The organism is Novosphingobium sp. (assembly GCF_036733805.1).
Taxonomy (GTDB): Bacteria; Pseudomonadota; Alphaproteobacteria; order Sphingomonadales; family Sphingomonadaceae; genus Novosphingobium.
On the sequence record NZ_DAIMZT010000029.1, the window covers coordinates 1 to 20,677 of the forward strand.

Below are 20,677 nucleotides of genomic sequence, written 5' to 3' on the forward strand. Positions count from 1 at the left end.
ACTAACAAACTGGATTCACAACGGGAATCCCTCCGCCCATTTGCGCAACAAAGCCAGCCAAGACGCAATGGCCTCGCGGGTATTGGCGATCCGGTCGGTCCTGCCCGAGGGCAGGCAGTACAGGTCGATGAAGGCACGCGGAAGGGACCCTTGCTCCCTATCGGGCTCCGGACCCTCGGGGGGACGGGCTCCCTTCCGCAGCAACCTCATACCATCACACCATCAGACAGGGGGGCGGCACATTGCGGGTTGCCAAGGCTGGGGCAAGGCAAAGCCGCGATCGAGCGAGGACAGGCTCCGATCGTTCAGCGGTATGAAACCCCGCCAATTCCCTTGAGCGGTTTGCCTTGATGGACCGCGCCGCTTGCGATCGCGTCTTCGATTTCGCTCATGGGGACGCCAGCCGTCTCCAGCAGATCGCGGGTATGTTCTCCGGCGCCCGGGGTCTGCAGGATGTCCGGGCGTTCGGTCCTGGAGAACCTTGCGAGGCGGTTCGGTACGAAGAAGTCGCCTCCCGTATCGCCTCTTACGGTGGCGAGATAATCTGTCCTGATCGAAGGATCATCGGGAAGCTCGCAGATGTTGCGCGCTGGAACGGAGAAAATCCCGTTTGCTTCCAGTAGTGCAACGGCTTCTTCTCTGGAAAGCAGGCGCAAGGCCCCGGCAATCTGATCGGCAGCCACATCGTCGTCTACATGCGCGGATTCCAATATTCCGGCATCGACGAACTGGTCGATGGAGTTCGCCAGAACCCTGACATAACCGTCAGTCGACGGGTAAAAGCGGTCAAGTACCGAAGGGCCGGCGAAGTCCCGTCCTCCCACCCGCGGCGGTGGGCAATCCGGATACTGAATCAATTCGCCCGACTGCATGAATACGGAAGCGGCGGCCAGTGACGTGCCGGTGCGCTGTCCCTCGCCAGCGCGCGCGCGATGAAACAGGGCGAGGCAGGCCGCGAACGCGGCGGCGCATCCGCTTGAAACGTCATTGACGGCAACCCCGATAAAGACCGGGTCGCTATCTCCCCCTTGTGACTTCTGCATGCCCGAGATGGCCCCCATCATGGGGTCGAAGGCAGGGCGCCGGGCCAAGGGGCCGATCTCTCCGAAACCGGTGACGGAAACGGTGATTACATCCGGTTTGACCGCAGTGAGCGATTCGTAATCGATCGCAAGGCGATCGAGCACACCCAGACGGTAATTGTCCATCACGACATCGCTGACCCCGACCAGTTGGAGGAAGGCGGCATGTCCCATCGGATTGCGAAGGTCTACCTCCAGGCTTCGCATTCCGCGATTGTAGTGAGCGCCGACCGTCCGGAACACGTCGCCGCCTCGGGGTTCGACCTTCACCACATCCGCGCCCAACTCCGCCATCAGCATCCCCCCGTAGGGGCCTGCCAGCATTGCGCCCAGGTTCAACACGCGAATGCCGTCCAGGGGGCCGCGATTGGTGGGGCGCGGCTTTCGACCCGACGGTTGCTTTTGTCCTGGCCAAACCGGAAGTTCTTCGAACGGGACGAAGCGACGGGGCGAAGGACCTTCCGCCGGCGAACCGAATAGTTCCACGAGCAGCCCGCCCATCACCGTTTCGCCATGGCACGGATCGGTGACAATCCTGCGTTGACCGATCGCTTGAATCTGAGGATCGGAAAGCCAGTCCCTGGTTTCGCCCACAAGCCCCACGGGCACATCGGCCGCTTCAAGCCGTTTCAGCCAGTAGTCGCTGGGCTGGGTGGCGAAAGCATCCGCGATCATCGCACGAACCCAACTCCGGTTTTCCGGGCTATGCAGGTTGGTGAAGGTTCCGCCTATGCGAGGATCGATCCAGACCTGGGGGATGCCCAGAACTTCAAGAGATGCCTGCTGGAACTTGGGGGTGGGAGCGCCGATGAAAACCCATTTATCGTCTGCGCACCGATACGAGGAATAGGTGGGCATGGCCCCTCCGGGGCCGACTGTCGTGTCGATGGGCGGAGCAGCAGGATCCATCACCAGCGTGGCGATGTTGGCGACGATCGATCCGTGCAGGCCATCGACAGTTACCTGTTGGCCGAAACCCGATTTCTCCCTTTCGACAAGCGCGGCGACGGTCGCGGTCGCGGCCCACAGGCCCTGTTCGTACGAGACATATGGCGTCACGAGATCGATGGCCCCACCTTCGAACGAGCTCTGTCGGAGAGCCACCCCGGAGATCGCCGCAAGGAGGTTGTCGACATCGAGCCCGCCGGATTCGAGTGGGAGGCAGGGCGGCATGCGCAGATGGATCAGCCTGCCCGGCTCTTCGCCATTCATGCCAAGTTCAGTGGCCGTGAAGGCATCGCTGGTGATACAGATATCCGCGCCGCGCAACAATTCGCGTACGATGCCGAGGCTCGCGTCCGAGGCCCAGTCAAGCTCCGAGCAGATCTTGTTGCGGTGCCAGACCGCCAGTCCCGGAAGCTCGCCGGCCTCCCGCCACTTGGCCGGCTTGAGGTGAACGACCTCTGCGCCATAGTCGCCCAGCAGCATGCCTGCGACGGAACTCGCAATCGTGCCGCTCAGGTCGAGGACCCGTACTCCCGCAAGGGCTTGATTGTCTTTCATGGATTATCAGCTTTCAAATGCGCTTCAAAAATTCAGTCTTTTGCCAGAACCACGGTGCCGCAAACCCCGTGAACTGCGGCGCCCTGCGAAAAGGCCAAGCCGATCCGCGCATCGGGAACTTGCCGGGCTCCGGCCTCGCCGCGCAACTGGCGCACGACCTCGATCGCCATCATCCCCGTGGGATTTCCATTGTGCGAATTGGACAACAAGCCACCGTCGGTGTTGCATGGCATGGAGCCGCCGAGACGGGTGTGGCCCGCGCGCACATAGTGTGCTGCTTCTCCCAACTCACAAAACCCAAGCTCTTCGAGATCGCGCAGGAACGTGATCGAAAAACAGTCGTAGAGATTGGCTACATCCACGTCGTCTCGCGTGATGCCGGCCTGGGCGAATGCGATTTCGCCGACTTTTCGGGCAGCCGAGCCCTCGCGCCGGATCCAGGGTGCGTCGATCGTCATGTAAAGGTCGGAGTCCACCGCCTCGGCGCCGCCGATTATCCAGATCGGCTCGCGTCGGCAATCGCGAGCAACGTCGGCGGAAGCGATCACGATCGCCCACCCTCCGTCATTATCGAGGGCGCAGTCGAGGAGATGGAGAGGATCCGCGATCATCCGGGAGTCCAGGACATTCTCGGCGGTCAGGTCTCCGCGCGAGCCCATGAGAGATGCGGGATTGAGGGTGGCATGGTGTCGATGGATCACCGGGACCTGCGCCATATCCTCGCTCGTAACTCCGAACTCGTGCATGTAACGCTTTGCCCACATGGCGTACCAGGGCGCCATGTAGCCTCCCCAAGCCATGCTCTCCCACGGATCCGCATGGACGGTCTGGTTGAGCTTGCCGCGAGGACCGATCTCGAGATCCGCCTTTCCGTGGACGAGAACAATCACTTTGGCAAAGCCGGCGGCGATGGCCGCTGCCGCCTTCTGAGCGCCAAGATGCCCCCCCGCGCTGTCCGTATATGTCAATGCCTTGCCGCCTAATTGAGCGGCCCAATGTTGAGGCGAGGGCAGCTTCAGGCCCGCCGCCTCCATCGTGATCGGAGCGACGATGCCGTCGACATCGTCCAGTCCCAGTCCCGCGTCGTCGAGTGCTCCCTTGATCGCTTCTATCTGGAGCGAGGTTGACGACCGCTTGAGAAATCGTCCTTGCTCAGACGTATATATACCTACGACCGCGGCAGAACGATGCAGAAAAGCCATATATTAGACCCAATCCAAAAACGTGGTGAGAATGCGAACTGTTCACCGACGAAAACCCGCTTCAATTGCGCAGCATTTTACAATCGTGTCACGCACAGTTGTTTTTCGGCACTTTGCGCTTCCTGAGGATTGAAAATCTAGATTGGGCTATGCAGTTTGAACCTTTCTTTGGAGAGGTTCGGCAGCTTTTCAGGATCCTGATCGAAGTGCCGAAACTTGCGGTCCATCAGCCTGCCTCGACTGCCGTTCGCGGCAAACATGCGATCGGCAGAGGTCCTGTCCCGAACGTCGTCCCGCCGTAAGTTAGGTGCGGCGCCCGGCAGTACCTTTCTAACCTTCCGGCTGAAAGTCGGCGACCGTTCCGGCGCCGACGGCTTTACTTGCGTAGCCCGTTCGAGGAGGACCAGCAGCAGTGGAAAAGAGCATCTTCCTGTTCAGAAGACATCCGAATCGCAGCCCGGATGATTTCAAGCATCACTATATCAACAATCACGCGTTGCTGGGAAAACGACTGACCCGGTGCCTGCTTGGCTACACGGTCAATCTCATGGAGGGGGAAGGTTGTCCCGCGGCCGTTACAGAGCATTGGGTGCCTACCGTGATGGATATTCTCACACCATCGATCGCCTATGAAAACATGGACGATTTCCAGGCGGTTCTTGAAGACGATCAAAGCCTGTTCAGTGGGTTCGACCTGTATGTGATCACGGGCGAAAAACTTGTTGCGGGCGGGAGCATTCCCTCAGCTCCGCTGGATCAGTTGACCCCCGGCGTCAAGCTGATCCAGCGGATTGCCGGCGGAGGCAATCTTCCTTCACCGCATCCGGAGGCAGTGCGGGTAGTGGACAACATCGTCAGCCATAAGCTCACACTGGCTGATGATTTCAGCTGGAACAAATCAGAGCCCGAGATGGGCCTGATCCGCATGAGCTGGTTCAAGGATCGGGCGGCCATTGGCGAAACCGAAGAGGGCGACTGGCTGACGCAGGAATATCGCTTCATCGCGCCGCCGCCGTGGAGTGAGGCATAGACCTGCACGAAGGCGCCCATCCGATTTGGCAAAGCGGCTTTCCGATCAATCGACCGGTCATCTGGATGACGAGCCCACCATGCAACGGACTTCAGTTCCGCGTCGCGAGCTTAGCGGAGCACATGCTCAAGCAAGGTTACCGCCCCCGTCCACGAGATATCGTTGGACAACTGATGGAAACTGAGCCCTTCCATACCCTGCTCGTGGGCGAATCTATCGGTGAAACCATGATCGGCGGCACCGAAAAATGTTATCTGATAGTCACGATGATCCGCATCGATCATTTCCTTTCTGAAAGCCTCGAGATCCTCATGCGGCACCCAGGGATCGCCACCGCCGGAATAGACAGCAACCTGACCCTTGATGCTGCGGAGTTCGGCCTTCTGGAACGTGGACAGGATACCGTGAAAGCTGATGGCCGCGCGCAGATCAACGCCGCTGCGCGCGAGTTCGAGCGCAGTCGTTCCGCCGTAGCAGAAACCGAGGGCTGCGATCCTCTGCTCGTCGACATAGCCCAGGCTCGCCGCCTTGTTGAACCAGGCGACCGTGCGTGCGCGTTGCTTCGCAGGGTTTTCCATCTGGAGTTCCTGGTATGTCGGCCCAAAACCCTCCGGACCAGCGCCTTCGAGATGCGCGCCGTACATGTCCGTGCAAATCGCGACATATCCCAGTGCCGCCAGTTTCTGGGCGGCGGGGGATACGACTTCCTTGTGCGCGATCCCCAGGCCGGTGTGCATGACCAGGACTGTCGGGCGAGGCCAATCGCCATCGGGACGCGCGACATAGCCGCGAAGCAAGGTCCCTGCATGCTCCATCTCGATCGGTTCCATTGTCTCGAACATCATTTTCCTCTCAAGAATAGGTATGGGGTCGGCCTATCGAACGGCAGCCCTCGCAATTCTGGCCAGCAAGTCGATGCAAATCTGTGGCTGCGACAGCCAGGGGAGGGAGTGACCGGTGGGCCACTCCACGACATAGCGGGCGAGCGTGGCGATGCGCCGCTGCAGGTCCGCGTCCATCGACGAATCCGCCTTGCATACGACATATGTCACCTTCGCATGATCACAAGGCACGGTCGTCGCGGCTGCGCCTGGCTCCGGCATTCCGTTGAAAGGCTCGGGAACCAATCGGTCATAGGCCAGCGCGCATCTTCGGGGGAGCAATCACCGTACATCATGTCCACAGAGTCCTGGAAGCTTGCCACGGTTGAAAAGCCGTCCTCGAAGCGCATCCGGTGGCCTACCCGTTCCATCGTTGCTTCCACAACGCCCGCCATGATTTCATCCTCGAGAGGCAAGATGGCCGCCAGGTGCACGACTTCGGTAATTCTGTCGTTGCGCATGGCGGCCCAGGAGATAGGCACACCGCCATAGGAATGTCCGCAAAGAACGACCGGGCCGTCGAGCGCGCAAATCGCCTCGTCGATCACTTTCAGGCTCTCGGAAAGGCAGATCGGGCGATCCTTGTTCGCGCCACGTCCGGGAAGATCGACTGCGCTGGCTGCTATACCCGCCTTCGCAAGGCCATCCACGACCGTTTCCCCAGCACCAGGAGCCATGCATGTGGCCGTGCACCATGACGACAGATGCAACGACGACAGATGCAACCATATTGTCTCCTTCGGCAAGGGGGCGCTGCTGCTGTTGCCCCGGAGCATTCCGGAGCACCGGCGCGGTGAAACCTATCTTGCGTAGGGGGGACGGGCACAGTCTGAAGTCCAAGTAGAAGGAACCGTTCGCGGACCAGTTCTATGGGGAGGGCGGCGCACAATGCCTCGATGCGGGCCGGTGCCTGGCCCGCCAGCCTTCGGATAGGTTGCTGCGGTCTTCGAGGCGTTAGCTTCAAATGGCCGGCGCCATACACGCGCCATGACGTTTCTCGCGCGATAACAACAACACCGATCGCAGGATTGCAGGATGGCTGAAATGGAATTCAAGGTCGAAAAACCGTTGAGGAACAGATTGTCAGTAATACCGTGACGGGTGCCCAGGGGCGACGGATTTCGATCTCGAGCATTTTCACACGTTCATGGAAGCTGATTTCGACGGCATTGCGGAACACTTGAGTAAGCGCAAGTTTGGAACCATCTTCCATTGTCACGCTAGGACCGGCATCCCGTATGCGAACGGCAGGATATGCGGTGAGAAAGTCTATCCCCGGCGTCGGCGGGAAATCCAGGAACAGTCGGAGGTAAGGTGAGGCTACATTTCCGTTTCGTGGCGCCAGCCACTGTCGCTTTGATCGCCGCGGGGACGGCCCTCGCTCAGGCAGGGGATGGGCAGGGCGGCGCTGCACAATCCATCTATGGCGCCAAATGCGCGGCATGTCATGGCAAGGATCTGCAAGGCGCCGGCGCGCCTGCACTGAACAGCACGGCGTTCGCTTCGAAATGGACACAAGCCGGCGTCGACGGGCTTGCCGACTTCATTGCCCGGTCGATGCCGCCTGCTTCTGATCCTCCGCTTGACGCAGCGACGTCCAGGGCTCTTGCAAAGTACCTGCTTGCGCAAGGCGGGTCAGATGCTGTGTCGGCCAAGGCAGCCGCCGCACCCGCGATATCCGCGCCCGACAGCGTTGCGGACGCATTCACGCGGGCTGCGAGCGAGGCGGCGAAGCGCGTGACGGACAGGCTGCCGCCCGTGACCGATGCTATGCTGCGGCAACTCCCCTCGAACGACTGGCTAGTCTGGCGCGGCAGCACGGATGCATTAGGGTACAGCAAGCTCGATCAGGTCAATCGCAGTAATGTCGGCCGGCTGAAGCTTGTCTGGAGCAAGTCCCTGGGGCAGGGCACGAATGGCATTGCACCGCTCGCTCATGACGGAGTGATCTTCCTGCACGGCGGGGGTTTCATCATGGCACTGGACGCCAGGGCGGGTGACACACTGTGGAAGCATGAAGACAAGTCGGCTCCGCGCGGCCTCAGCCAGCCGCGCGGGATCGCACTCTATGGCGATGCTCTCTACGCGTCGACCGTCGACAATCACCTGATGGCGCTGGATGCCCGTACCGGCGCTGTGCGGTGGGATAAGGTCATCGATGACAAGAGCACGCTGACCGCGGCCCCACTGGTCGCCAACGGAAGAGTGTTCCAAAGCGGCGCAGTCTGCTTCGGCAAGGGCATGCGCTGCTTCATGGCCGCGTTCGACGCGAAATCGGGCGAGGAATTGTGGCGCTTCGACACAGTTCCCGGAGATAATGCACCGGGGTCCGAAACCTGGGGTGGCGCGCCGGCGTCAGACCGCGGGGGGGCGGGTGTATGGACCGCGCCGAGCTACGACTATGAGCGCAACGAGTTGGTCTTTGGCACCGGCAACACTTACGTCGTCAGCACTCTGCTGAAGAACGATCCGAACAAACCGGAAGCGGGCCTCTACACCAACACAACGCTCAAGCTCGATGCAAAAACCGGCAAGCTCGTTTGGTATTTCCAGCACTTTCCCGGGGACGTTTGGGACGAAGACTGGGCCTTCGAACGGATGATCGTCAAAGATCCGCGCGGCAGCGGCAAGCAGGTCGTGATGTCGATGGGCAAGCTGGGCATATTGGATGCCTTGGACTTCTCTACCGGCAAGTTCGTCTGGTCGTATGACTACGGTGTCCAGGACCTCATAACCAAGGTCGATCCGAAAACCGGCGCGAAGACGATCGACACCAGCAAGATACCCGGAGAGGGCCGGGCCACGCAAGCATGCCCCCATGCTTCTGGCGTGCGCAACTGGCCGGCGACGTCCTTTGATCCCCGGAACGACATACTCTTCATTCCGGCGCTCGAAACCTGCATGGAAGTGGTGATCGACAATTCGAATGTCGCTGGATCGGTCTGGAAAGTGGAGCCGCGCCCCGGCTTGGGCGACAAGTTCGGCCGTATGACCGCCGTCGATCTGCGCACAGGCAAAACGCTTTGGGCCAACAGTCGCCGTGCCCCTGAAGCGTCCGCAGTGCTCGCGACTGCGGGCGGGCTGGTTTTCGAAGGATCGCGCGATCGCTGGTTTCGCGCGCTGGACAGCAAGGCGGGCAAAGTGCTGTGGCAGGTTCGGCTGAGCGACACGCCTAATAGCTTTCCCATCACCTACGCGGTCGATGGCCGGCAGTTCATTGCGATCGTGACCGGCGGCGGCACGTACCAGGACAATTTCGTTGCTCATCTGACGCCGGAGATTGAAGCGTCCACAGGTGGACCCGCCCTCTGGGTCTTCGCGCTGGAGGACGGCGACGAAGCCGGACGATCCTGGTTGGGGCGTCTCTGGGCAGGAATTAAACGGATATTCGGACTGGACGCGTGACAGGGGTTTCCGGTCGCTGCCATCACAAACCGTTGGAGGTTTGCGATGGCAGCGCCGGTCGGGTTTCGGGAAGAATTTAGCGTCGCGGAGCTTCGTGTCCGTGCTCGAAGACATTCACCGCATCAGTTCAGTTTACTCTATCCGAGCGTTCCCCATACCGCACTGGCGTCACCCGACTGCCAGAAGGTTTTTTCGCGATGCTCATAGATGCGCCATCCGCTCGCCGTTCGGCGGGCACGGCTATCATAGCGGCCGCCGACGGTGAAAAACGGCACCTCGTTCACAAAGTCAGCCCCGCGCGGCCAGTGCTGCGCCAGCAAAAGGCAGGAATAGGCCGCATCGTCGCCATGAATGTCGAAGGTGAAGTTGGTGAACTGATGCGTGCACTGCATCGGTTCCTGCATCTGGACCCAGAACACGGAAAATTCCTTCCAGCCGCACATCAACTGGCCTTCGCCCCCGATCGGGTCATAGCGCCAGGTCGCGTCCTCGGTGAAGCAGGAGCGCATCAGGTCCGTGTCGTATGTGTCGACCGCGCGTCCGTAGCGGACCTTGAGATCGTAGATCTGTTCCCGGTCGGCAAGTCCTGAATGGCCCATGATGCATCCTTTCCAGTAGCCGTCGATTTCTGAAATGATTGCGGCTGCCAAATCGTCACGGACAATTTGGCGGCCGGGCCCGATTGGGACAGGCCGTTTAGGAAGGCGGGGGAGCCGACGTTCCCCTGCCTGTCGTCAAGCAGCCAAGGCGATCGGTACACGGCGCAACGCGCGGCGTTCACCGGCCGGAAAATCGTTGCGCGCATGCTGGAGATGGAGATTGTCCCAGATGATGAGGTCGCCCGGTTCCCATTTGTGGACGTAATCATCGCCGCGGCTGTCGACATAGCCAAACAATTGATCGAGCAACTCGTCGCTTTCCTTCTGGTCCAGGCCGATGATGTCGGTCGTGAAGAGGCGGCTGATGAACAGCAACGGTGTGCCGCTTTCCGGATGATGCCAGACGAGCGGATGGATAAAGGTGTCGGTATTGTCGCTCAGATGGACGGCATCGGGCCGCTTGTCGCCGCGATTGACGCTATAGTCGTAGACATGCCGCGCCGACAGGCCCTTGATCCGCTCCTTGAGATCGGCGGGCAGGGCCTGATAGGCCGCGGCGGCGTTGAAGAAGCGCGTTTCCCCGCCATGCTTGGGCGCTTCGATCGAATAGAGCGAGATGCCCTTAAGCGGCTTTTCGAGGAACATGTGGTCGGAATGATAGAAAAGCTCGCCATTGGGCAGGCGGCCGTCGGTGTGCACGTTGGAAATATAGGTGAACTGCTTGCCGTCCTTCATCAGTGCGTCCCCGCCCGAGATCGGGCCGATCGCCTTGACGATGTCGAGATGCTGCTCTTCATCGACGCCCGCATTGCGGAAGAGGATGAAATGATGGTTGTCGAACAGCAGCTTGACGGCTTCCTTGCCTTCGGCATCCAGATGACGGGGGTCGAGGCCGATGACCTCGACGCCGAACGAGGTGGAAAGCGGTTTTGCATGAATACTCATCGTCGGTCTCCCACAACTATAATGTCCAGATACTTTCAGCGTCGGAAAGCGACAGGCGCAGTTCACGCTTCAAGATTTTCCCCGAGGGATTTTTCGGCAGGCTTTCGACAAAAGCGACGGCTTTGGGGCGCTTGAAGGGGGCCATGTCCTCGCAGACGCGCAGAATGTCCTCGCCGGTTGCCGAACTGTGGGGCTTCAACACAATGGCGGCGCAGACCCGTTCCACCCATTTGGGATCGGGCAGGCCGACGACGGCAACCTCGTCCACGGCGGGATGCCTGTAGATGGCCTCTTCCACCTCGCGCGAGGCGACATTCTCGCCACCGGAATTGATCATGTCCTTCTTCCGGTCGACGATCGTGATGTAACCTTGGCTGTCCATGACGCCCAGGTCCCCGCTGTGGAACCAGCCGCCCTCGAATGCCGCCGCAGTCTTTTCATGATCGCGATAATACCGCATGAGGAGCTGGGGCGAGCGATGGACGATCTCGCCCACGGCGCCGGGTTCGACGTCGTTCATGTCGTCATTGACGACGCGGGTCTCGACGAACAGCACGGGACGGCCCGCGGAGGCGGGGCGTTCTTCATGCTCCTCGGGCCGCAGCGCCGTCGCCAGAGGACCGATCTCGGTCTGGCCGTAATAGTTCCAGAAACGCAGCCAGGGCAACTGCTCGCGCATGCGATGGATCACCTCCGTCGGCATGATCGAGGCGCCGTAATAGCCCTTGCGCAAGGTCGACAGCCGCCGCGGATCGAAGGATGGGTAGCCGAGAATGCCGATCCAGACCGTCGGCGGCGCGAAGAAGGAGGTGGCACCGTTCGCCTCTATCGTTTCGGTGACCTCGGCTATATCGACGCGATCCAGGATGATGTTCTCGCTGCCCAGGAACAGCGACGGAAGCAGGAAACAATGAAGCTGGGCGCAGTGGTAGAGCGGCAGCGCGTGGACGACGATATCGCTTTCCAGATATTCGCCGACGGCAATGCAGCTCAGATATTGATGGACCAGCCCCTGGTCCGACAGGAGAGCGCCCTTGGGCGCGGATTCGGTCCCGCTGGTATAAGCGATCTGCGCCGGACGCGGCAGCTCCGCCGGTTCCCGTTCCTTCTGGTCGAAGTCGAAGGGGGCGAAGGTTTCGGGCGGACGCAACGCGACACAATCGATGTGCGGGCCAGTCGCGGCCACCGCACCCTCGGCCACCGACAGAAACTCGTCGTCGGTGAACAGCAGGCGCGGCGCGCTGTGGTTCAGTATATAGGCGACTTCATGCTCCCGCAGCATGAAGTTGATGGGCACATGGATCGCGCCGAGATATTGGACGGCGAGATATCCAATCGCATAGGCGTCGCTGTTGCGGCCCAGAAAGGCGACGCGGTTGCCGGCGTGAACGCCCTTGCGGGTCAGTTCATCGGCAAATGCGACCGCGGCCGCAACGAGATCGGCATAAGTCCATCTGCGATCGGCAAAACGAATAGCCACCGCGTCAGGGGCCCGTCGTGCGCTTCGCACGACGCCCCTGAAAATCGCGTTCGGTTTCCCGGGCATATCCACTCCTGCGTCTCGCTCTTCCGCGGCTTTTCGTTTTCTCGTCAATCAGCCGACCGCGCTCAGGGCACGGGCAGGCCGTTTTCGCGGCGCACGGCCATGATGCGCTCATATTCTTCCATATAGCCCGGACGCGCTTCGGAGCATTCCAGCTGATAGGTGTCGACCCGAAGCGGATGACCGCCGCGCGATGACAGCGTGGCGTACCACAGCGGTTCGTCCGAATTGTTGCGCATCTGGTGCGATGCGTTGGGCGGCATGAAGGCGGCGTCGAATTTCTCGACATTATAGTCGGCGAACTCGGTCCGTATCTGGCCTTTGCCTTGGTAAACCAGATACCAGCATTCGTATGGGCCTTCATTCTCGGGAAGGTGGCTGTGAAAACCTTCTGACTGGCCCGGCTGGAGGCAGGAGATGCAGAAGATGTTGAACCAGTCCGATACGTCGCGGACGTCGTAGAACCACCAGGGACGGTGCGTCGCGCCGATCTTGTTCTCATGCCATTGCACGGGGAAAGTGTCGGCGAAACGGAACAACTTGATCCTGGGGCGCTCACCTTCCGGGGCGAGGTCGGTACGCTTGGGGGTGACCAGTTCGGGCAATTTTTCTCTCCTCAAGGATTTGACATTCCACATACTACATGTAATCCATACAGGGTCAAGGCCCATTCGCATTGCGACCCCGCGCAATGAATATTTGGCTGGAAGCCAGGGGAGATGGTTTGTGGATACGAGCGGCATTGGTCTCCCGCGTGGATTTGGCGCGCCCTAGCAGGCCATCGCGGCGGCGTTCGCCAGCCATGGGAGCGGTGATGCGCGAGGCGGCTTTTCCGCTGCGGCGCCGAAGCCGATTGAATGCGCAATCGACTTGCCTGGGGTGAGTTTGACGGATGACGAGGAAAGAGTGTTCCGGGGCTCTTTGCGCTTGGTGTAGTTTGAGGCATGGACCGCCTCTTGACGCCATATTACATGTAACATATAATTTAAAATTGTGTTGGAGTTGTCTCCAGGATTCTTGATGCGCTCTTGCTCAGGGTTGTCCGGGTGCGGGGTTCGCGAGGTTGTCCGATATTATGCGCCATGGTCATGTGAAAGTCAGTGGCGATCGGTGTCCCCGCGATTGCTGAGTAATTCCGGAGAAGATATATAAATGCGGCGATTGAAGAGGGCGAGGAATATTTCGATATGACAGAATTGATGGTGGAAGATCGGACGATCGTAGCTCGGGACGTTACTGAAGAGGAGCGTGAGTTCTATTATGAACATGGCTGGGTAAAGCTGCCGCAGCTGATAAGTTCATCCGATGCGGAGCTATTGCGGTCGGAAGCGGAGCGCCTGATGCTGGGCGAAGGCGAGCTGAAATCCAATATAAGCCGCGTAGGCAATGATGCCGACAAGGGGCTGCGGGGCCACCAGATGGCGCAGTTCCACATCTATAATGAACCGTCGAAGGTGAGCGAGGCGTTCCGGCGGATATATGATTCGCGCAGTCTGGGCCATGTCGCCGCCCGCCTGATGAGCAACCCCTATACCGGCCTCCGCAAGGCGCGGCGGATCGGCAACACGCTGTTCGTGAAGGGACGGCAGGCGTCGATGGGGTCGGGTTCCACCGGCTGGCACCAGGACCGCCCCTATTTCCCCTTCGATCGGGAATCGATGGTCATGCTCTGGCTCGCGCTGGCGCCGGTCAGCCCGGAAATGGGCTCGCTGCGTTTTATCGATCGTGGCAACCGGCTGGGCATGATGGGGCGCTATTCGCATGTTGAGAACCAGGACATGGTGGACGCCTTTCCCGGTATCGCCGAAAAATGCGGGATCAGCCCGCCGCTGCATCTCAATCCCGGTGATGCCACCATCCACGACGCGCTGACGCCCCATTCGGCCGGGCCCAATCTCACCGACAATGTTCGCTGGGGACTGGCGATGACCTATTTCCCTTCGGACGCGCTCTATACCGGCGCCCCGCACCGCTCCTTCGACGGGCTGGGCCTCACCATCAACGAACCGTTCGATCACCCCAACTTCCCGATCGTGGGTGAGCCGTAAGCCGGCGACGGCAGGCGTTCGCACAGCTTGGTGAACGCCTGCCGATCGACAATGCAATAATACAATGAAGTCCGGGCGACGATCGGACGCATGGAGCGGGAGAGGACGGGATGCGACTTTACTACGGGTGGCGCATCGTCATCTTGGCTGCCGTTATTTACGTGCTTGTATTTGGGGCCACCGTCGCGTCATTTTCTCTGTACGTGGTCCCGATTTCAGCCGAATTCGGGCTGACCCGGGCGGAAATGAACGGCGCCTTCGTCCTCATCAACGTCGGCAGCGCCATATGGGCGCCCTTCATCGGCCGCTCGCTCGACAGTTACTCATTGAAATGGACAATGGGCGTGTCGGCCGTGTTGATCGGGATCGGCTTCATTACCCTGTCCCTGTCGCACTGGATCTGGATCAATGTCATCGCGTTGCTGGTCGGCATCGCCATCGGTCTGGACGGGACCGCGATGCTGACGATGACCGTGCTGGTGGCGCGATGGTTCAAGGTCCAGAGAGCGCGGGCGATGACATTGTCGGTCACGGGCCAGGCGCTCGGCAAGGTCCTTGTGCCGGTTCCCACGGCGTTGCTGATCGAGAATTTCGGATGGCGGACCGCCTTGTTCGTGACGGGTCTTGTCCTGATGGGTTTCCTGGTGCTGGCGACCTTCCTTCTGCGCGACCGGCCCCGACTGGGCGAAAGGGAACCCGGCTCGGACGCCGCCGGCGCGGGGGAGGGCGACGGCGGCGACAGCACACAGGAGCAGCCGGCGGACATCCGGTATTTCCTGGGCCAGCCCCTCTTCTGGCTGATTGCCCTGAGCATTGCGCTGACCTTCTGCATATCCGCCAGCTTCGGCATCTCTGTCGTGCCCTTGGGTCTCGACTTCGGACTGACGATGACGCAAGGCGCGTTCATGGCGTCAACTTATGCCAGCGCGGCGGTCGCGGCGAAATTGCTGCTCGCGGTCTTCGCGGACAAGATGAACCGGTTCACCCTGATCATCGCGCTGTTGCTGGCCGGCATTCCCTTGTGCGCGGCATTTCTGCTGATCCATGGGCAGGTGCAACTTTTCCTGTTCGTCATCCTGCTGGGGTTGTCGGTCGGCGGGTTCGCCGCCCTTTATCCGGTGCTGCAGGCCGATGTATTCGGCTTGGCCTCCTATGGCACGGTTCGTGGCTTGATGATTCCCATCCAGTCGGCATTCGTTGCCCTTGGCGCGGTCGGCGCCGGTGAAATCCATGACATCTGGGGCAATTACGACATGATGTTTGTCGCCTTCGCCGTCATTCAGGCGATCGTTGTCGCCATGCTTTACGCTGCCGCGCGGTCCATTACTTCGACGCCCGTGAGAATGGCCGGGCAAGCGACTTGAGACGGGTTTTACCGGTAGAGAGGCTCGGCAATTGGCCAGAGCCTGATGGTGATGCAGAAACGATGAAATAATGGCTGAATCATAAATGGAGGTATGGCCCATGTTGGGTGTCTGGCACGGTATTAACGGCTTGTATTTCGAATATTGCGAAGCGATCAATTCCTATGACAGGGACCGCTATGCCGAAACCTTCTGCAAGGATGCGGTGCTGGAATCGAGCGGCCAGCCGCCGATGCTGGGGCGCGACGTCATCCGTAGCAAGGTCGACCTGGAAAAGTTCGGCATCAAATGGCTGTTCCAGGTCCCGCCTCGCTTCCATGTTCTGGAACATGGGGAAGGTTGGGCCAGGGCGCGAGCCTATACGGTCGAGATCAGCAACTGGAACGGGAAGGGCAATCATTACCTGTCGACCTACCTTGACCATTGCGTGATCGAAGATGGAGTTTGGCGGTTCAAGCATCGTCTGGGCGACGTCTTGTATAGCGGTACGCCCGACCTGATGGGCGAACGGGTGATGTACCCGATGCCCGCGCGCTATTGAAGTCCGGCCCGGCTTTGCCGGGCGCGCTGGCGTAGCCGGTCGAAAGTTAGGCGGGATCGCGGCAATGGCCAATATCCTGGGATGTGCCAGGGCCGCGATCCGCCGCGAACTGCACTGGGTGCGCCGTCATGTTCCTTTCCGATGGCGGGCTTTGCGTCTATCCGCCCCGATTATCGGGATGCGAGCCAGTCATGGAGAGGCAAGCGACCTGCGGGGGGATGACGCTGCTGCGTTAATGCCGTGATCCCGTTTTCAGCAGCACAGGTTGCTGACGTGGTCGTCAGCCTGCGATGCGAGCAGGTCTACGGAATCCAGGACATGCCGTTCCATCAGCGTGCTTGCTTTTGCGGTATCGCCCTCAATAAATGCATCCACGATCGCGCCGTGATGTTCGCAGACGACCTGACGCGCGTTCTGCTCCTTGTAGAAGGCGTCGTTGAAGGACTGTGGAAGGTCCAGTGCTTCGAGGAAGCGGACAAGAGTCATGCTTCCCGATCCCACCCAAATCATACGGTGAAAGCTCCGGTTCAGCTCGGCGATCGACCGCGCGCTGTTCTGGCTGACCGTCTTCGCCTGACCAGCCTTCTTCACCTGGGCCCAATTGTCCTGTAAGGCGGCGATCAGCTTCTTGTCCCTCTTCCCGCAGGACAGTTCGGCGGCATAGCCTTCTAGCAGGCTGCGCATGCGGTAGCGATGATGGATTTCCTGCCAGACCTGCGGCTCGACTATGGCGCCGCGATTGGCCTGGATCTGGACCAGGCCCTCGGTCTCCAGCGCCTTGAGTGCTTCTCGGATCGGAGTGCGGCTGATCCCGAAGGTTTCGGCGACCCGTTCGATATTGATCTTGTCGCCCGGCTTCAGCTCGCCTTCCAGGATGGCCGCGCGAAGTCGGTCCCGTGCCTGGTCGGACAGGGGGGGATTTCTTAGCTGGTTATCCGATGTTGTTGCCACTTATGTTCCTAGAAATGACGCACCCTGACGACGGGGCGTCGTTATGCTACTATAAGCCCTGGAAAAATATGAGATATCGCTCAACCAATAGTATCCTCCCGCTTCACTCGCCGCGCGGAAAGTGTTGTGTGCGGAGGGATGCACGGCTTTTTCATTGTCGATAAAGAGCATGGGTGTGGCGTGTCAAGCGGTTGAGGCCCACCGATACGCGATGTGGACCCGCCCTGTATGCCGGTCGAGGCTGTGCCGATGCGCGCAGTCCCATCCTTTGGATAGGGCAAGCAGGCCATGGACTCTGCCTATAGGCAGTTGGAGCGCCGACCGGCTCTCACTTGACGGCCATAATTGCATGCAATACGCAATATTGCCGCTACCGTCAAAGCCGGCCTCTCCTGTGAGGCTGTGTTGACGGGTGAGGGCTTCGGCGAACCTGGAAGGTCTGTTCGCGCCGCAGTTAGAATAGGGAGTGGATCACTTGAAAGCCGTTGGTTTGACTGATTTTGGCGGTCCGGAAGCCTTGCAGATTCTTGAACTGCCCGATCCTGTCGCTGGGCCGGGCCAGTTGTTGATCCGGGTGCATGCAGCGGCCGTCAACCCGACCGACGCGCTGATCCGCAGCGGCACGCACGTCAAGATGTTCGGGCGAACCGCGCCGCCACCTTATGTGCCGGGCATGGATGCCGCTGGCGTGCTGATGGCGATCGGCGAGGACATTGAGACGGACCTGAAGGTCGGGGATCACGTGATGGCGTTCATCGCGCCGAACGGTTCCTATGGCGCCTATTCCGAAATGTTGGCGGTTCCCGCCAATTCCGTGGTGAAGGCGCCCAAGGGCATGAGCCACGTGGAAGCCTGCACCATCCTGATGAATGCCATGACCGCGCGCGTGGCGCTGGATACGCTGGCCCTGAAGCCTGGGAGCACCGTCCTGATCTCCGGCGCGGCGGGCACATTCGGCGGTTATGCCGTACAACTCGCCAAGGAAGATGGGCTGATGGTCGTCGCCGACGCGTCTGAGGCCGATGAGGACGCCGTGGCCGGCTTCGGCGCCGACCTTGTGCTGCGCCGTGGCGACGATCTGGCCGAGCGGGTGCGCGAGCGATTTCCGGATGGCGTGGACGGGGCGATCGATGGCGCGCTGTTCAACGAACGCCTCGCCCCTGCGGTGCGGGACGGCGGCACCGTCATCACCCTGCGCATGCAGACCGGCGAGGCGGATCGCGGCGTCAGGCTAACCCCTGTGCGCTCCAAGTTTCATTCGGAGGACCGGGAAAAGCTGGATAAACTGCGCCGGCTGGCGGAGGAAGGCAAGCTGACCATCCGCGTTATCGCAAGCTATCCCAAGGAAAAGGCGAACGAAGCCCACCGGCGGCTGGAGCAGGGCGGATTGCGCGGCCGGCTGGTGCTGGAATTCTGACAAGGCGTCCGACGCTGCCGTCTGGCTGGAGGTTATCGAAAAAAACGTATGGCTCATGATTTTGATCGCTTGCTGGATCCGGCATCTATCGCCGTCGTGGGAATCGGCGCGCGTCCGTCAGGCCCCGCGCGCCGCATCGTCGCGAACCTGCTGTCGCTTGGTTATGAAGGGGCGCTTTACCCCATCAATCCCAAATATGAGACGATCCTGGACCGGAAATGCTATCCTTCGCTGGAGGCGATCAGCGCGCCGGTGGACCTGGCGATCATCTCGGTGCCGGCGGTGAACGTTCCGGACATGCTGCGACGGGGCGCGGCGCTGGGCATCAGGAATTACATGATCATCAGTTCCGGTTTCGCCGAGGTGGGGGGCGAGGGCCATGCGCTGGAAGCCGAGCTGAAGGAGATCGCCGCGCAGAACGAGCTTCTCATCATGGGGGCGAACTGCGCGGGCAGCATCAATTTCCATGGTCGGAAACATCTGTCCTTCACCGCCGTCTTCGAAGGCGACGAATTCAAGGCAGGACCGGTCGCTTATATCGGGCAGAGCGGGGCGATGGGCCCGATCTTCTATTCCATGGCGGTGAAGCAGGGCATCGGCTTCAGCCATATCATCAGCTCCGGCAATGAAACGACGCATGGCCTCACCGACTTCGTCGAATATCTGGTCGATGACCCGAATACGAAGGTCATCGTCGCCTATGCCGAGCAGTTGAAGAACGGCCGCTGCCTGCTGGAGCTGGGCCGGAAAGCGAAGGCGGTGGGCAAGCATATCGTCGTGTTCAAGTCCGCCCGCGCGTCGGCAGGCGCGCGGGCGGCGATTTCGCACACCGGGTCGATGGCGGGCAATGACGCCATCTGCTCGGCGCTGTTCCGCCGGACGGGGATCGTCAAGGTCCGTACGCTGGAGGAACTGGTATCGGTCTGCAAGCTGCTACTGGCGACGCGGCCGCTGCCCACGGGCCGCCGCACGGCGATCTTGGCCATCTCGGGCGGCACGGCGGTCATCGCCGCCGACCTGGTGGAGGAAAGCGGCTTCGCGGTGCCGAGGCTGCACCCCGACACGCGGGAGAGGCTGAAGGAATGGCTGCCCGAATTCGCCTCCTTCGACAATCCGATCGACGTCACGTCCGGTCTCTTCTACCGGCCCGACAAGTTCGCCAAGGTGCTGGAGTGCCTCACCGAGGACCCCGGCATTGATCAACTGGTCGTGTTCGGTGCCTACAAGCATGCGATCGGCCAGGCACTGGCCGAAGCCTCGGCGAAGGTGCTTGCCGATTGCCCCAAATATTCTGTCGCCGCATGGATTTCCGGCGGGCCGGAAGTCGCCCGGTATTTCACCGATGTCGGCGTCCCCTATTTCGACAATTTCGCCCAATGTTTCGAGGCACTGAACCTTATCGTTCCGGCGGACGAGGGCGCGAAAGCGGAGGTCAAGAGCGATGGCGGCCATGCCGCGCCCGCCGACCCGCAGCAGGAAGTGCTGACCGAGGATGTCGTCAAGGCGCAGCTCAAAACCTTCGGCGTGGCGGTGCTGGACGAGGTCGTGGCCTCCTCCGCGGGGCAAGCTGCTGATGCAGCGCGCAAGGTCGGTTTCCCGGTCGCGCTGAAAGTGATTTCGCCCGACATTCCTCACCGCGCCAAGGTGGGCGGCGTCGCGCTTGGCCTGCACAGCGAGGATGCGGTCGCGACCGAGTTCGACAGGATGCTGGCTCGGGTCAGGGAACGGGTGCCAGGTGCGACGGTGGACTCCGTCGTCGTGCAGAAGATGGTCGCGCCGGGGCCCGAGCTGTTTCTGGGCATGTCGCACGATCCGAGCTTCGGCCGGGTCCTGACATTCGGTCTGGGCGGCATCCTGACCGAAGCCTTGCAGCAGATCAGCTTCGCGCCGCTGCCCGTTTCGCTCGACGATGCGCGCCAGCTGGTGAAGGACGTTCCGGCGGTCAAGGCGCTGCTATCGTTCAACCCCGGCGCCGAGGACGCGCTGGCGCAGGTTATCGCCCGTGTGAGCGACTGGTGCGTCAGCAAGGGCGAGGCGCTGAAGGAACTCGACCTCAACCCCGTCATGCTGGACGAAGGCAGGCCCGTGCTGATCGACGGACTGGCGGTGGTCCACCACGCAGAGACGGCGCCGGTTCCGGCCGCCGCCCATTCGTAGGAAGATCAG

General features: G+C 60.9%; 16 protein-coding genes. 7 read left to right on the forward strand and 9 right to left on the reverse strand.

Translation table 11 applies throughout. From position 1 onward, the window contains the following. Positions 1-305: 305 nt before the first annotated feature. Both V7D69_RS08670 and V7D69_RS08675 read right to left on the reverse strand, forming a co-directional pair. On the reverse strand, positions 306-2,585 hold the full coding sequence (locus V7D69_RS08670; RefSeq protein ID WP_333605591.1) for a CaiB/BaiF CoA-transferase family protein: 2,280 nt from the start codon (positions 2,583-2,585) through the stop codon (positions 306-308). A gap of 32 nt (positions 2,586-2,617) precedes the next feature. After that, a complete protein-coding gene (locus V7D69_RS08675) occupies positions 2,618-3,787 on the reverse strand; it encodes a thiolase family protein (RefSeq protein ID WP_333605592.1) in 1,170 nt (389 codons plus the stop codon). 412 nt (positions 3,788-4,199) lie between these two features. Between V7D69_RS08675 and V7D69_RS08680 the strand changes: the two genes are divergently transcribed. After that, positions 4,200-4,817: a hypothetical protein gene (locus tag V7D69_RS08680; RefSeq protein WP_324061801.1), complete on the forward strand. Its 618-nt coding sequence runs from the start codon at positions 4,200-4,202 to the stop codon at positions 4,815-4,817. Positions 4,818-4,927: 110 nt separating this feature from the next. Here V7D69_RS08680 and V7D69_RS08685 read toward each other — a convergent pair whose 3' ends face one another. Together V7D69_RS08685 and V7D69_RS08690 are read right to left on the reverse strand one after the other, a co-directional pair. Next, positions 4,928-5,662: a dienelactone hydrolase family protein gene (locus V7D69_RS08685; RefSeq protein WP_333605593.1), complete on the reverse strand. Its 735-nt coding sequence runs from the start codon at positions 5,660-5,662 to the stop codon at positions 4,928-4,930. A 203-nt stretch (positions 5,663-5,865) separates the two neighbouring features. Next, positions 5,866-6,375, reverse strand: a complete 510-nt coding sequence (locus tag V7D69_RS08690) for an alpha/beta hydrolase (RefSeq protein ID WP_333605594.1) — start codon at positions 6,373-6,375, stop codon at positions 5,866-5,868. A gap of 637 nt (positions 6,376-7,012) precedes the next feature. On the opposite strand from V7D69_RS08690, the gene V7D69_RS08695 reads away from it, so the two are divergent. Beyond that, the gene (locus V7D69_RS08695) at positions 7,013-9,103 is read left to right on the forward strand and encodes an outer membrane protein assembly factor BamB family protein (protein ID WP_324061796.1); all 2,091 of its coding nucleotides are present in this window, start codon (positions 7,013-7,015) and stop codon (positions 9,101-9,103) included. A gap of 137 nt (positions 9,104-9,240) precedes the next feature. Here V7D69_RS08695 and V7D69_RS08700 read toward each other — a convergent pair whose 3' ends face one another. The 4 genes from V7D69_RS08700 to V7D69_RS08715 all read right to left on the reverse strand — a co-directional run bounded on the left by V7D69_RS08700 (position 9,241) and on the right by V7D69_RS08715 (position 12,795). Further along, positions 9,241-9,702 carry a nuclear transport factor 2 family protein gene (locus tag V7D69_RS08700; RefSeq protein ID WP_324061795.1) on the reverse strand — a complete coding sequence of 154 codons (462 nt, stop codon included), beginning with the start codon at positions 9,700-9,702 and terminating at the stop codon, positions 9,241-9,243. A 135-nt stretch (positions 9,703-9,837) separates the two neighbouring features. Beyond that, positions 9,838-10,647: a TauD/TfdA dioxygenase family protein gene (locus tag V7D69_RS08705; RefSeq protein ID WP_324061793.1), complete on the reverse strand. Its 810-nt coding sequence runs from the start codon at positions 10,645-10,647 to the stop codon at positions 9,838-9,840. A gap of 16 nt (positions 10,648-10,663) precedes the next feature. Continuing rightward, a complete protein-coding gene (locus V7D69_RS08710) occupies positions 10,664-12,127 on the reverse strand; it encodes a fatty acyl-CoA synthetase (RefSeq protein WP_414690943.1) in 1,464 nt (487 codons plus the stop codon). Between the two features lie 128 nt (positions 12,128-12,255). After that, positions 12,256-12,795 (reverse strand): cupin domain-containing protein, encoded by a 540-nt coding sequence (locus V7D69_RS08715; RefSeq protein ID WP_324061789.1) that lies wholly within the window; start codon positions 12,793-12,795, stop codon positions 12,256-12,258. A 582-nt stretch (positions 12,796-13,377) separates the two neighbouring features. Here V7D69_RS08715 and V7D69_RS08720 point away from each other — a divergent pair. From V7D69_RS08720 to V7D69_RS08730, 3 genes are all read left to right on the forward strand, one after another. Then, positions 13,378-14,238 (forward strand): phytanoyl-CoA dioxygenase family protein, encoded by an 861-nt coding sequence (locus V7D69_RS08720; protein WP_324061787.1) that lies wholly within the window; start codon positions 13,378-13,380, stop codon positions 14,236-14,238. 110 nt (positions 14,239-14,348) lie between these two features. After that, the gene (locus tag V7D69_RS08725; RefSeq protein WP_333605595.1) at positions 14,349-15,602 is read left to right on the forward strand and encodes an MFS transporter; all 1,254 of its coding nucleotides are present in this window, start codon (positions 14,349-14,351) and stop codon (positions 15,600-15,602) included. A gap of 100 nt (positions 15,603-15,702) precedes the next feature. Further along, complete coding sequence (locus tag V7D69_RS08730) at positions 15,703-16,143, forward strand: nuclear transport factor 2 family protein (RefSeq protein WP_324061783.1); 441 nt, start codon at positions 15,703-15,705, stop codon at positions 16,141-16,143. A gap of 252 nt (positions 16,144-16,395) precedes the next feature. Here the strand turns inward: V7D69_RS08730 and V7D69_RS08735 are convergent, their stop codons facing one another. Continuing rightward, a complete protein-coding gene (locus V7D69_RS08735) occupies positions 16,396-17,094 on the reverse strand; it encodes a GntR family transcriptional regulator (RefSeq protein ID WP_324061782.1) in 699 nt (232 codons plus the stop codon). A 475-nt stretch (positions 17,095-17,569) separates the two neighbouring features. On the opposite strand from V7D69_RS08735, the gene V7D69_RS08740 reads away from it, so the two are divergent. Next, positions 17,570-18,511, forward strand: coding sequence for an NADP-dependent oxidoreductase (locus tag V7D69_RS08740; RefSeq protein ID WP_324061780.1), 942 nt, complete (start codon positions 17,570-17,572; stop codon positions 18,509-18,511). A 48-nt stretch (positions 18,512-18,559) separates the two neighbouring features. Further along, a complete protein-coding gene (locus V7D69_RS08745; RefSeq protein WP_333605596.1) occupies positions 18,560-20,668 on the forward strand; it encodes an acetate--CoA ligase family protein in 2,109 nt (702 codons plus the stop codon). Positions 20,669-20,677: the final 9 nt, after the last annotated feature.

What these genes read in the sequence shown, in the direction of transcription:
- V7D69_RS08670 (WP_333605591.1), bottom strand. Translation starts at nt 2,585, where the DNA reads ATGAAAGACAATCAAGCCCTTGCGGGAGTACGGGTCCTCGACCTGAGC.
- V7D69_RS08675 (WP_333605592.1), bottom strand. Translation starts at nt 3,787, where the DNA reads ATGGCTTTTCTGCATCGTTCTGCCGCGGTCGTAGGTATATATACGTCT.
- V7D69_RS08685 (WP_333605593.1), bottom strand. Translation starts at nt 5,662, where the DNA reads ATGATGTTCGAGACAATGGAACCGATCGAGATGGAGCATGCAGGGACC.
- V7D69_RS08690 (WP_333605594.1), bottom strand. Translation starts at nt 6,375, where the DNA reads ATGGCTCCTGGTGCTGGGGAAACGGTCGTGGATGGCCTTGCGAAGGCG.
- V7D69_RS08700 (WP_324061795.1), bottom strand. Translation starts at nt 9,702, where the DNA reads ATGGGCCATTCAGGACTTGCCGACCGGGAACAGATCTACGATCTCAAG.
- V7D69_RS08705 (WP_324061793.1), bottom strand. Translation starts at nt 10,647, where the DNA reads ATGAGTATTCATGCAAAACCGCTTTCCACCTCGTTCGGCGTCGAGGTC.
- V7D69_RS08720 (WP_324061787.1), top strand. Translation starts at nt 13,378, where the DNA reads ATGACAGAATTGATGGTGGAAGATCGGACGATCGTAGCTCGGGACGTT.
- V7D69_RS08725 (WP_333605595.1), top strand. Translation starts at nt 14,349, where the DNA reads ATGCGACTTTACTACGGGTGGCGCATCGTCATCTTGGCTGCCGTTATT.
- V7D69_RS08730 (WP_324061783.1), top strand. Translation starts at nt 15,703, where the DNA reads ATGTTGGGTGTCTGGCACGGTATTAACGGCTTGTATTTCGAATATTGC.
- V7D69_RS08745 (WP_333605596.1), top strand. Translation starts at nt 18,560, where the DNA reads ATGGCTCATGATTTTGATCGCTTGCTGGATCCGGCATCTATCGCCGTC.